The organism is Arthrobacter sp. PTI12 (assembly GCF_056679915.1).
This window is the reverse complement of the sequence record NZ_CM155256.1, coordinates 881850-893303: the sequence shown is the minus strand read 5'-3', so window position 1 is coordinate 893303 and position 11454 is coordinate 881850. Positions and strand designations below refer to the sequence as shown.

Below are 11454 nucleotides of genomic sequence, written 5' to 3'. Positions count from 1 at the left end.
TCCTAACGGGCTTCGGCCGCCCGCTGACGCGAGATTTCATAGAGACTGATGCCCACAGCCATAGAAGCGTTCAGAGATTCCATGGCGGAGTCAATCGGAATGGACACGATTTGGTCGCAGTTCTCCCGCACCAGCCGTGACAGGCCCTTGCCCTCTGAACCCACCACCAGGCATACAGGCTCGACGCCGAGGGTGATTTCCGGCAACGAGACGTCGCCATCCCCGTCCAGCCCCAGAACAAAAATGCCCATGTCCTTGAAGGATTTCAGGGTGGAGTTCAGGTTGCCTACACGGGCAACCGGTACCCGCACAGCCGCTCCGGCACTCGTTTTCCAGGCGGAAGCCGTCACACCGACCGAGCGCCGTTCCGGCACAAGAACGCCGTGGCCGCTGAACGCGGACAGCGACCGGATGATGGCGCCGAGGTTACGGGGGTCAGTGATGCCGTCCAGCGCCACGAACAGCGGCGCCTGGCTGATGTGCCCCTTCTTCCATTTGGCGATGGTCTCGCTGGCGAGGTCGAGGCCGTCTGCGTATTCATACGGCGGAATCTGCAGCATCATGCCCTGGTGAACGGAGCCGTCCGCGAGACGGTCCAGCTCAGGCTTACCCGTTTCCATGAGGGGAATGCCGCGCTCTGTTGCTAGCTTGAGCGACTCACGGACGCGGTCATCCACGTCGATCCGGATGGCGACATACAGTGCCTTGGCAGGGATGCCGGCCCGTAGCGCTTCCACGACGGCGTTCCGCCCGGTGACGTACTCTTCCCCCGGCTTTGCCTTGGACCGGCCGGGAGCTACCCTGCCGGCAAGCCGCTTTGCGGCGGAGCGCTCAGCCAACTGCTTGCTCTTGTGCGACTTGTGGTACGGGCGGTCTTCAGCCTTGGGCGTGGGCCCCTTGCCCTCAAGCGACTTCCGTCCGTGGCCGCCCGTGCCGATGGTGGGACCCTTCTTGGTCTTGCGGATAGCACCAGGACGTCCGTGGGGGTTGGCCATGGGGAAACACCTTCAGATAGGGGACTTGCGTCAGTCCAGTTTACGCGGGCGGATGCCTGGTCCCTCCCCTGCCGATTTTCGGGACCGTCAGTCGCGGGAGAGGCTCCAGCGCGCACCGTCCGGAGAGTCCTCGACCACGACGCCGGCTCCCGCCAGTGCGTCCCGGATGGCATCCGCCCGGGCCCAGTCCCTGGCTGCGCGGGCCGAGGCGCGTTCGCTGAGCTGCGATCGGATCAGGGCGTCGAGGGCTCCGTGTTCCGGGCTCTCCCGGTTCCCTTCGGCCGACCTCGCATCATCAAGCCCCAGCGCAGCGGTCATGGCGGTGACTGCGGCTGCTGCCCGGGCGGCGCCGTCGTCGTCCTTGTTTGCCAGCGCCGAATTGCCGGCACGCACCGTCTCGTGGAGGACAGCGAGTGCGCGGGGAACATTCAGATCCTCGTCCATGGCCTCGGCGAAGGCCTCCGGTAGGTCCTGCCACCGCGGCGCGCTCCCCCCGTCACTCGACTTTGCTGTACCCGCCTTCGCAAGGAACCCGTCAATGCGTTCGACGGCGGCAGCAGCCTCCTGGAGCGACGTGGGCCGGTAGTCGAGAACGGAGCGGTAATGCGCCTGGCCCAGGTAGTAGCGGACTACCCTGGCGTCGGCGAGCTGCAGCATCTCATCCGGGCTGATGGTGTTACCCACCGACTTGGACATTTTCTCGCCCTCGTAGGTCACCATCCCGTTGTGCATCCAGAACCGGGCGAAGGCATGCCCTGCGGCCTGCGACTGCGCCATCTCGTTCTCGTGATGGGGGAAGCGCAGGTCCAGGCCGCCGCCGTGGATGTCGAACTCGGCGCCAAGGTACTTGGTCACCATCGCAGAGCACTCAAGGTGCCAGCCGGGACGGCCCGGGCCCCACGGACTGGGCCACGCCGCCGTCTCCGGTTCGCCCTCTTTCCAACCCTTCCAGAGAGCGAAGTCACGTGGGTCTTTCTTGCGGTTGCTGAACTGCGCTTCGACATCCGGTGCGGCTTGCATGTCATCAACGTCCTGGTTGGTGAGGCTGCCGTAAGCAGGCCAGGACCGCACATCGAAGTAGACGTCACCTGAGCCGTCCGCAGCCGGATACGCATGGCCGCGGTCGATGAGTTGCCCGATGAGCTGGTGCATTTCCAGGATGTGCCCGGTGGCGCGGGGTTCATAGGTGGGCCGCTGCACGCCTAGGGTGTCATACGCCTTAAGGAACTCCTGCTCGTAGCGGTAGGCCAATGCCCACCACTCTTCGTTGGGCACAGCGTCCGGATCTGTGGGCACTTCCTCGAAGGAGGCTTTGGACTTGGCAAGGATTTTGTCATCAATGTCCGTGACGTTCCGGACCACGGTCACCGCGTAACCGCGGATACGCAGCCAGCGGGTGAGCTGGTCGAAGGCGATTGCGGAACGGACGTGCCCCACATGCGGCATCCCCTGGACGGTGGCCCCGCAATAGTAGACCCGCGCTTCCCCGGGATGTACCGGTGTGAACTCTCGGATTACTGCCGTTGCGGTGTCATAGAATCTCAGGCTCACCGATCCAGACTACCGAATCGGGCGGCACCGGCCGGCAGCCGCCGGCGAAGTGTCAGAGCTGAACGACGACGGCGGTGGCGATCGCCGCTATTCCCTCACCACGGCCAGTGAAACCCAGTCCGTCGCTGGTGGTTGACGAGACGCTGACCAATGCTCCGATCGCCGCAGAGAGGAGCGCTTCCGCTTCCGGGCGGCGGGGCGTGAACCGCGGACGGTTCCCAACCAGCTGGACGGCGACATTGCCAATTTCAAAGCCAGCGGCGCGAACAATCCGGGCGGCTTCCGTCAGGAGCAGGACGCCGGACGCACCGGCATATTCGGGACGGTCGGTGCCGAAGTTGGTGCCGAGGTCGCCTGTTCCTGAGGCAGAGAACAGGGCATCGGCTGCTGCGTGCGCAACGGCGTCGCCGTCGGAATGGCCGGCCAGCCCGCGCTCGCCCGGCCATTGAAGCCCGGCCAGCCACAGCGTGCGCGGCTGGTCATCGGGCGCAAAGGCATGGACGTCGATGCCGATACCGGTGCGTGGAAGATTAGCGCTCACTGCTGCTCCCCTGCGTGTTCGCGAGCCCGGCGCACAAGCGCTTCGGCGAGCATCAGATCAAGGGGCGTAGTGACCTTGAAGGCCTCGGGGTGGCCCTCAACTACACGAACAGGCACCCCGAGTGACTCGACTAGCATCGCGTCGTCGGTGATGTCGGCATCGCTCGTTTCCGAATGCACACGCCGCAGGAGCTGCAGAGTAAATCCCTGCGGCGTTTGGATCGCCCGCAGTCCGGCGCGAGCTGGGGTAGCCGCAACCCAGCCGTCGCTCACGCTCTTGATGGTGTCAGCTACCGCGACACCCGGAGTGACCGCTTCTGCGCCGTCCATGAGCGTCTGCAACACACGCCGGAATACTTCTGGTGGCGTCAGTGCGCGAGCCGCGTCATGAACTAGCACGTACCGGACCGTTGAAGGGAGGGTGGATAAGCCCGCTCGCACTGATGCCTGACGTGTCACGCCCCCCTCAACTACGGTCACCGATGGCCCGCCGGAGTGATCAACTACTGCCCGCAAAGTATCGTCGCCAGGCGGGAGAACAACGCACACGTGGGCATCAATTCGAGATGCCAGACATGCTCGGAGGGCGTGCTCCAAGATGGTGGCGTCGCCGATACGCACTTGCGCTTTGGGAACGCCCATTCCGAGGCGGCTACCGGAACCAGCCGCAACAAGAACAATGGCTTGCTTAGGATTCACCACTAACCAGACGATACGCCAATAGTTTGCCAAGCACGCAGAGCGTAGTGCTTGTGTGCTCGCAGGACCATAGGTCGGAACCTCTGGTCCTGCCATAGTGATTTGCTTCGCCGGCGCGGGCGTGGGGTTGTTCCTAGCGGTTATTGCCATCTTCGCTGCCTTGGTCTCCGCTACCACGCCTTGGATTATCGCCGCTTGCGCGGCTAGGGGAGTGTCAGGTTGGGAGTGGCACCGCGAGCTATCTCGACGAGCGCGAACTTGAGAAAATAAGCACTGCTGCTCGCAAGGATCCTCGCTCAGGATTGTGTGCGAAGGCCCCTTGCGAGCAGCAGCCCGGCCATAAGAAAAGGACCGCAGCTATGCGGTCCTTTTCTTTCCTGCTAGGAAGCCAGTACCTCGTCGAGTACCGTAGCTGCCTTCTCTTCGTCTGTTTTCTCCGCCAGGGCCAGCTCGGAGATCAGGATCTGGCGAGCCTTCGCCAGCATCCGTTTCTCACCGGCAGACAGACCGCGATCGTGATCGCGGCGCCAGAGGTCCCGAACTACTTCGGCAACCTTGATGACGTCTCCCGATGCGAGCTTCTCCAGGTTTGCCTTGTACCGGCGTGACCAGTTGGTAGGCTCCTCCGTGAATTCAGCCCGGAGTACGTCGAAGACGTGCTCAAGACCTTCCTTGCCCACAACATCACGTACGCCGACAAGGTCAACGTTCTCTGCTGGAACTTCAATGGTCAGATCACCCTGTGCCACCTTGAGCTTGAGATACATCTTCTCTTCGCCCTTGATGGTGCGCATCTTGATCTCTTCGATCTTCGCTGCGCCGTGGTGAGGGTAAACAACTGTTTCGCCGACCTCAAAAACCATGTGGATAAACCCCTTTCCCGCAGATCAGTTTATCACGGAAACGACACGCCGATGACGCGTTTACGCAGGTCAGCGGGGAGAAGAGCGACCAATTGGATATCATTCCGCTCTTGACGCAGAGCAAAATTGGTGCTTGCGAGGGTGCTTCCACCGGTCACCGGCGGCTGATGAACTTCGTTGAAATCCAACAATCACCCTCTTTGCCGATAGGCTGTTCACCAGTGTTATCCGTCGGTCCGCGCGACCATACCCACAGGAGTTAGTGCCGTGAACAGTGCCCCGAAGAAACGAGTACAGCTGGCAGCTGCCGGAACCGCTGTACTGGCTCTCCTTGGAGCAACCGGCTGTTCCGCAGTGAATGAGCAGGCCACCACCATCGAGTATTCCGCCTCGGACGGAATCGTGGACCGCGTGGGCCCCGTGCTTCTGCGCAACATCCTCATCATCACGTCGGATGAGGGCGAGCCGGGAACCCTGCTGGGTACTCTCTTCAACGAGTCAGACTCCCCTGTCCAGGTAACGATTGACGGCGAGAATGAAAACTCGCAGGTCACCATCGACGCAAACGGCAAGTATGTCTTCGAAGACGAAGTGGGCGACGACGGCATTCTGGAAGGCATCAGCGAGATTCCTGGAGCGCTGGTTGACCTCGAATTCACCGTGAACTCCGAGAGCGAGAGTATCCGGGTGCCGGTCCTCGACGGAACGCTCGAGGAGTACCGCGAGTTTGTTCCCGGCGGTTACACCCCGCCGCCCACCCCCATCGAAGAAGTTGTTGAAGAAGAGGAAGAGCTTTAGGGCTCGTACTTGTAGCCCAGCCCCCGCACCGTCACAAGGTGCCGGGGGCTTGAAGGATCCGGTTCAATTTTTCCGCGCAGACGCTTCACATGGACATCGAGGGTCTTGGTGTCCCCCACATAGTCCGAGCCCCACACCCTGTCAATGAGCTGCCCGCGGGTCAGCACACGCCCGGAATTACGCAGCAGCATCTCGAGCAGCTCGAACTCCTTCAACGGCAGCGAAACCTGCTCCCCGCTGACACTCACAACGTGGCGCTCCACATCCATGCGGACCGGCCCAGCCGCGACAGTGCTTGAGACCAACTCTTCCGGCTCACCCTGCCTGCGCAGCACAGCGCGCACCCTGGCCACCAGCTCCCGTGATGAGTAGGGCTTGGTGACGTAATCATCGGCACCCAGTTCCAGTCCCACGACCTTGTCAATCTCTGAATCCTTGGCGGTCAGCATGATGACCGGGACGCTTGAGCGCTGCCGCAGCTGGCGGCATACTTCCGTACCGGAAAGGCCCGGCAGCTGGAGGTCGAGGAGGACCAGGTCCGCGCCCCCGCGGTCGAACTCGGTCAGCGCATCAAGCCCGTTGTCCACGACGACGGCGTCAAAGCCCTCCTTGCCCAGCAGGTAGGACAGGGGGTCGCTGAAGGATTCTTCGTCTTCAACGATCAGGATGCGGCTCACGCTTTCACTCCTTGATTCTGGACACTGCTGCCCTTGTCATTGCCGGCACTTTCGTGCCTGCTCTCCTGCACCGCGCCCGAGGTGACACTCGCCGCCGGCCCGGCGCCGTCGTCGTCGGCTGTTTCCATCTCCGGCAGACGGACGGTGAACGTGCTGCCCTGGCCCTGCTGCGACCACACCGTCACTTCACCGCCGTGATTCGACACCACATGCTTCACGATGCTCAGCCCGAGGCCCGTGCCGCCGGTCTGCCGTGAACGCGCCGCGTCGATGCGGTAGAAGCGCTCGAAGATCCGCTCCTGCTCCTCGGGAGTGATGCCCAGGCCCTGGTCCGTAACGGAAATCTGCGCCAGGCCGTCGCGTGAGCGCAGCCCAACACCCACCCTGGTTCCATCCGGCGAATAGCGGATGGCATTGTCGATCAGATTCCGGAAGGCGGTCATGAGGAGGTCCGGGTCTCCGTAGACCGGTGCGTCGATCTTTCCGCCGACCACGATGTCGATCTGCTTGCTCTCGGCGGGAAGCTTGTTGCGGTCCACTGCTTCGGCAATCACCGCATTGATATTGACGGCCTTGCCGCGGCGGACGACGTCGGTTCCCTGGAGCCGTGACAGCTCGATGATGTCCTGGACCAGGGCTGAGAGCCTGCCTGATTCCTTATGCATCCGCTGGGCGAACCTGCGGACCGCCACCTCATCGGAGGCTGCATCATCAAGGGCTTCGGCGAGGAGGGAGATAGCACCGACGGGTGTCTTCAGTTCATGGGATACGTTCGCGACGAAGTCATTGCGGATCTCCTCGGTGCGGGTGATCTCGGTGCGGTCGTCCGCGAGGATGAGGATGTATTCCTCGCCGAGGGCCGCGATGCGGGCATGCACAATGATGGTGCCCTGCCCCAGCGGGCCGCGCGGCAGTTCCAGCTGGCGCTCCTCGATGACTCCGTCCCGGCGCACCCGTGCGGTGAGGTCAAGGAGTTCGCTGTGCACGATGGTGTGGCCGCGGACCAGACCGAAAGCGTACGCCGCAGGACTGGCGCGGACAACGCCGTCGATCCCATCGACGATGACATACGCGCGGCCCACGACGGAAAGGACATCAGCAGCCCCTTTGGGGAGCACCGGCTCATCACTATCAAGGCGGGCACGGCGTTGCGCCTCGCTGGCCCGGAACGCCAGCATGCCGGCCACACCGATGGCGAGACCGACCAGCCCGGCCACGAGCATCAGCAGTACAGGATCCACGGATCCAGCTTAGGCCGTGAATGCACCCACCCCTGCTGATCCGGTGGCTTTGGACCGGTGGTTCAACTAACGTTCACCTAAAGATGCGTAACAGTTAAGGGGCAGCTGAAAACGTGCTGAACAGGACTGCGCATCTGCGCCCGTTCAGCACCTCAAAGGGAAAGGACGCCCACGTGCGTAAGGTTTTTCAGGCGGAGCTTCACCAAATCGGCGAAGAACTCATCGAGATCTCGAAGCTGGTTTCGGAGGCCATGCAGAAGGCCACCACAGCGTTCGAGGCAGCGGATACAGAGCTTGCACAGGAAGTCATCGCCGCGGATGCACGCATCGACTTCCTGCAGAACGACCTCGACGAACGCGCGATTGACGTACTCGCCCTCCAGGGACCGGTTGCAAGTGACCTGCGCATGATTGTGGGCGCCCTGCGAATGAGTGCGTCGCTTGAGCGGATGGGCGATCTCGCCCGGCACATCGCGCAATTGGCCCGCCTGCGCTTCCCGGAGAATGTGATTCCAGAGAGCATCCGGCCCACCTTCGTTGAGCTGGCGCAGCTCGACATTGCGATTGCCAACAAGGTCACCGAGTTGCTCGAAACGCGCAACCTCGAGCTGAGCCTCGAGATCAACACCCACAACGCGCGGATCAACGAGCTGCACGCGGGCGTCTTCAAGGCGGTTGCCGCTGCTGACTGGAATGCGTCCGCTCCTACCACCGTGGATGTCACCCTTGCCAGCCGGTACTTCGAGCGTTTCGCCGACCACGGCATCTCCGTTGCGCGTAAGGTCACCTACCTGGTCACCGGTGAGTGGCAGCCCAGCGCTCCGCTGAACTGATGCAACCACCGACGACGGCGGCCCGCTTCCTTTGGGAGGCGGGCCGCCGTCGTGGGTGGGTGCTGGGCGTCGCTCGGCTGCTAGTGCTTGGCCTTGCCCTGGTTGGCGACAGCTTCAATTGCGGCAGCGGCGGCGTCGGCGTCGAGGTAGGTACCACCGGCCTTGACGGGCTTGAGGTCCTCATCCAGTTCATAGACCAGCGGGATGCCGGTGGGGATGTTGAGGGAGGCGATGTCCTCATCACTGATGCCGTCGAGGTGCTTGACGAGGGCACGGAGGGAATTGCCGTGGGCGGCGATAAGGACGGTCTTGCCGGCCTTGATGTCAACACTGATGTCCGATTCCCAGTACGGCAGGAACCGCTCGAGGACGTCCTTTAGGCACTCGGTGCGCGGAAGATCATCGCCGAGGTCCGCGTAACGGGGGTCATTGGCCTGGGAGTACTCGCTCGAATCGTCGAGCGGCGGCGGCGGCGTGTCATAGGAGCGGCGCCACTCCATGAACTGCTCCTCGCCGAACTCGGCGAGGGTCTGGGCCTTGTCCTTGCCCTGCAGGGCACCGTAGTGGCGCTCATTGAGGCGCCAGTTGCGCTTGACGTCGATCCAGGTGCGGTCAGCCGCCTCCAGCGCGAGGTTGGCGGTGATGGTGGCCCGCTTCTGGCGCGAGGTGTACACGATGTCCGGCAGGAGGTCATGCTCCACCAGGAGCTCGCCGCCGCGGACGGCCTCCTTGCGGCCCAGTTCCGTCAGCGCCACGTCCACCCAGCCCGTGAAAAGGTTCTTTTCATTCCACTCGCTCTGGCCATGGCGCAGCAGGATCAGTTTGTAAGAAGTCATGGATCCAGTCTGCCGTATTTGGCCAGCCGGGGCACATGATGTGCTGCGGCAAGCGGTTTCATTACCCGTAACCTTGAACGGTGCCGATACGACAGCCCGCGAAGCCCGTTGGGGCGATCACACGCGGCACAACCAACCCGAACCGCCTTCGGCGCATGGACCGCTGGCTGGCCGGCCCGCAGGCGTGGCGCATCCGGACAGCGGAGGATCCGCTCGTGGTTGACCTCGGTTACGGCGCGACGCCGGTCACGGCTGTTGAACTCTTCACCCGCCTGCGTACGGTGAGGAATGACGTTCAGGTGGTCGGTGTGGAGATAGATCCCGGGCGGGTCCGCGCTGCGCTTCCGCTTGAGCGGCCGGGATTGAGCTTTGTCCAGGGCGGGTTCGAGTTGCCGTTGCAGGGCCGGCGTCCCGTGGTTGTCCGAGCGTTCAACGTGTTGCGCCAGTACGGCGAGGATGAGTACCTGGTGCATTGGGACCGTGTGCGAAGCCGGTTGTCGGAGAACGGGCTCTTTATCGACGGGACCTGCGACGAAATTGGGCGCCGGTCCACCTGGGCGGCGATCAGCGTGGACGGCCCGTCGTCGCTGAGCATCTCGCTGCGGTTCGGCGGATTCGCGGTGCCCTCCGATGTGGCCGAGCGTCTGCCAAAGGCGCTGATCCACCGGAACGTTCCCGGTGAACGCGTATTCGACTACCTGCAGGCGCTCGACCGCGCGTGGCTCGACGCGGCGCCCCTGGGCTCCTTCGGAAACCGGCAGCGCTGGCTGGGGATGTGCTCGGCGATGTCCGACGCCGGATGGCCGCTTCTCGACGGCCCGTCACGGTGGCGTCTGGGCGAGATTACTGTTGCCTGGGACGCAGTTGCTCCTCGGTGAAATGAAGGCAGGGCCTACCAGGGGCCGTACGGCCCGCTTCCCTGGACCTCGCTCACCGCAGGCTTCACGTCAGCGAGGTACACGCAGGCGGCAATAATCGCAACGAGCTGCAGAAGTCCGAACAGGCCGAAACCGCCGAAGTACGCGGTGAGCGCCCCGATCGCTGCAGAGCCAGCAGTCAGGCCGAGCCAGAAACTCTTGGTGCGCTTGAACGTAGCCTCGAAGGAGGCTGGCTTGCGCCGGGCACAATCGACCAGGGCCCACAGTTCAATGGCGAGCGCGAGGTAGCCGAGAACACGAAAGAGCCACAACTCGGTCAGCAGCACAATTTCCACGGATTCAGCCTACCGGGTATTCGCCGCTGAGGAGAGTGCCGCATTCAGGTCCGACCAGAGATCTTCAACGTTCTCAATGCCGACGGACAGCCGGACCAGCGCCTCAGGCACCGTTGTAGGCTCACCGGGCTGGCGCCGTCGTCGTTCAACCAGCGATTCAACGCCGCCCAGCGAGGTGGCGGGCAGCCACAGGCGGACCGCTTCGACCAGCGCGTCAGCGGCTTCTCTGCTGCCAAGTTCGATACTGATGATGCCGCCGTAGCCCTTGAGCTGTGCTGTGGCGCGCTCGTGGCCGGGATCGTTGGGCAGCCCCGGATAGCGAACCCGTTGGACGGCGGCATGCTGCTCGAGTCTGACGGCCAGTTCCAGCGCATTGGCCTGGCTGCGTTCCATCCGGAGCGCGAGTGTGCGTAGACCGCGGAGGGCCAGCCACACCTCGAACGGCCCCGCGATGGCACCGTGAAGTGTCCGGTAGGAGGTCAGCTGGGAGCGCAGCTCAGGATCGGAGGTGACCAGCGCGCCGAGGACGACGTCGGAATGGCCGGCCAGATACTTGGTGACGGAGTGAAGGACGACGTCCGCACCGTAGTCCAGCGGCCGGCACACCAGCGGGGTGTTGAAGGTGTTATCAACGACGACGACGGCGCCCGCTGCGTGGGCAGCTTCCGTCAGCACCGCGGTTTCAGCGACCTCGAGCATCGGGTTGGTGGGACTTTCGAGCCACAGCATGTCAACGCCGTCGAGCTGTGACAGGACCTGCTCGGTGTCAGCAATGTCGACCTGCCTGACCGAGAGGCGGCCGCGCGCTTCCTCTGCGAGCGCGAGCGAAACCGATCCACCATACGCGTGGCGGGGAATGACCACTACTCCCCCGGTGGGCACGAGCGAGAGCGCTGCGGCTGCGGCACCGAGTCCGGAGGCGAAGGCGAGCGCCGGAAGCGCGGCACCTTCCAGCTGCCCGAGGGCTTCCTCGAAGGGATCCCAGGTGGGGTTGGACATGCGCGCGTAGATGCGGTCGGACCCGGTGGGCGGTGCGGTTTCGTGGAAGGTCGATGACAGCACAATGGGCGGGTTGACCGGGGAATCGTGCTCACGGGGCGGGCGGCCTGCGGCCACAGTGAGGGTATCCGGGGCAAGGTCCGCGTGCTGGGTCATTGGATCAGGTTAAGTTGCCGAATGATGCGGGCGGTAATCCAGCGCCGCGGATG

The 11454-nt window shown here is 63.6% G+C and carries 13 protein-coding genes; 3 read left to right on the top strand and 10 right to left on the bottom strand.

The window, feature by feature from the left end; genetic code table 11:
- Positions 1-2 precede the first annotated feature (2 nt).
- The 5 genes from rlmB to AC1MBU_RS04390 form a co-directional block, all read right to left on the bottom strand.
- Entirely contained in the window at positions 3-995 is a 993-nt protein-coding gene (gene rlmB / locus AC1MBU_RS04410) for a 23S rRNA (guanosine(2251)-2'-O)-methyltransferase RlmB (protein WP_346028007.1), read from the bottom strand.
- 87 nt (positions 996-1082) lie between these two features.
- Entirely contained in the window at positions 1083-2546 is a 1464-nt protein-coding gene (cysS, locus tag AC1MBU_RS04405; protein ID WP_479788849.1) for a cysteine--tRNA ligase, read from the bottom strand.
- Positions 2547-2598: 52 nt separating this feature from the next.
- Positions 2599-3087 carry a 2-C-methyl-D-erythritol 2,4-cyclodiphosphate synthase gene (gene ispF, locus AC1MBU_RS04400; protein ID WP_479788845.1) on the bottom strand — a complete coding sequence of 163 codons (489 nt, stop codon included), beginning with the start codon at positions 3085-3087 and terminating at the stop codon, positions 2599-2601.
- Entirely contained in the window at positions 3084-3728 is a 645-nt protein-coding gene (gene ispD, locus AC1MBU_RS04395) for a 2-C-methyl-D-erythritol 4-phosphate cytidylyltransferase (protein ID WP_471673529.1), read from the bottom strand. Before ispD ends, ispF begins: the two co-directional genes overlap by 4 nt.
- 437 nt (positions 3729-4165) lie before the next feature.
- Positions 4166-4648: a CarD family transcriptional regulator gene (locus tag AC1MBU_RS04390; protein WP_167990786.1), complete on the bottom strand. Its 483-nt coding sequence runs from the start codon at positions 4646-4648 to the stop codon at positions 4166-4168.
- A gap of 267 nt (positions 4649-4915) precedes the next feature.
- On the opposite strand from AC1MBU_RS04390, the gene AC1MBU_RS04385 reads away from it, so the two are divergent.
- The gene (locus AC1MBU_RS04385) at positions 4916-5446 is read left to right on the top strand and encodes a hypothetical protein (protein WP_056546369.1); all 531 of its coding nucleotides are present in this window, start codon (positions 4916-4918) and stop codon (positions 5444-5446) included.
- On the opposite strand, the gene AC1MBU_RS04380 is transcribed toward AC1MBU_RS04385, so the two are convergent.
- Complete coding sequence (locus tag AC1MBU_RS04380) at positions 5443-6123, bottom strand: response regulator transcription factor (protein WP_056546368.1); 681 nt, start codon at positions 6121-6123, stop codon at positions 5443-5445. The genes AC1MBU_RS04385 and AC1MBU_RS04380 overlap by 4 nt on opposite strands.
- A complete protein-coding gene (locus AC1MBU_RS04375; RefSeq protein WP_277358018.1) occupies positions 6120-7364 on the bottom strand; it encodes a sensor histidine kinase in 1245 nt (414 codons plus the stop codon). The genes AC1MBU_RS04380 and AC1MBU_RS04375 overlap by 4 nt, the downstream gene beginning before the upstream one ends.
- 173 nt (positions 7365-7537) lie before the next feature.
- Here AC1MBU_RS04375 and phoU point away from each other — a divergent pair, with 173 nt between their 5' ends.
- Positions 7538-8197, top strand: a complete 660-nt coding sequence (gene phoU / locus AC1MBU_RS04370; protein WP_277358019.1) for a phosphate signaling complex protein PhoU — start codon at positions 7538-7540, stop codon at positions 8195-8197.
- Between the two features lie 80 nt (positions 8198-8277).
- Here phoU and AC1MBU_RS04365 read toward each other — a convergent pair whose 3' ends face one another.
- Positions 8278-9033, bottom strand: coding sequence for a phosphoglyceromutase (locus AC1MBU_RS04365; RefSeq protein WP_346028003.1), 756 nt, complete (start codon positions 9031-9033; stop codon positions 8278-8280).
- A 155-nt stretch (positions 9034-9188) separates the two neighbouring features.
- On the opposite strand from AC1MBU_RS04365, the gene AC1MBU_RS04360 reads away from it, so the two are divergent.
- Positions 9189-9911 carry a class I SAM-dependent methyltransferase gene (locus AC1MBU_RS04360; protein ID WP_479789716.1) on the top strand — a complete coding sequence of 241 codons (723 nt, stop codon included), beginning with the start codon at positions 9189-9191 and terminating at the stop codon, positions 9909-9911.
- Between the two features lie 14 nt (positions 9912-9925).
- Here the strand turns inward: AC1MBU_RS04360 and AC1MBU_RS04355 are convergent, their stop codons facing one another.
- Together AC1MBU_RS04355 and AC1MBU_RS04350 are read right to left on the bottom strand one after the other, a co-directional pair.
- Positions 9926-10246: a DUF2516 family protein gene (locus AC1MBU_RS04355; protein ID WP_056546359.1), complete on the bottom strand. Its 321-nt coding sequence runs from the start codon at positions 10244-10246 to the stop codon at positions 9926-9928.
- A gap of 9 nt (positions 10247-10255) precedes the next feature.
- Positions 10256-11401, bottom strand: coding sequence for a trans-sulfuration enzyme family protein (locus tag AC1MBU_RS04350; RefSeq protein WP_479788830.1), 1146 nt, complete (start codon positions 11399-11401; stop codon positions 10256-10258).
- Positions 11402-11454: the final 53 nt, after the last annotated feature.

Excerpts from the sequence above, each read along its gene's own strand:
- AC1MBU_RS04350 (WP_479788830.1), bottom strand. The coding sequence starts at position 11,401 with ATGACCCAGCACGCGGACCTTGCCCCGGATACCCTCACTGTGGCCGCA.
- AC1MBU_RS04365 (WP_346028003.1), bottom strand. The coding sequence starts at position 9,033 with ATGACTTCTTACAAACTGATCCTGCTGCGCCATGGCCAGAGCGAGTGG.
- rlmB (WP_346028007.1), bottom strand. The coding sequence starts at position 995 with ATGGCCAACCCCCACGGACGTCCTGGTGCTATCCGCAAGACCAAGAAG.
- AC1MBU_RS04360 (WP_479789716.1), top strand. The coding sequence starts at position 9,189 with ATGGACCGCTGGCTGGCCGGCCCGCAGGCGTGGCGCATCCGGACAGCG.
- AC1MBU_RS04390 (WP_167990786.1), bottom strand. The coding sequence starts at position 4,648 with ATGGTTTTTGAGGTCGGCGAAACAGTTGTTTACCCTCACCACGGCGCA.
- ispD (WP_471673529.1), bottom strand. The coding sequence starts at position 3,728 with ATGGGCGTTCCCAAAGCGCAAGTGCGTATCGGCGACGCCACCATCTTG.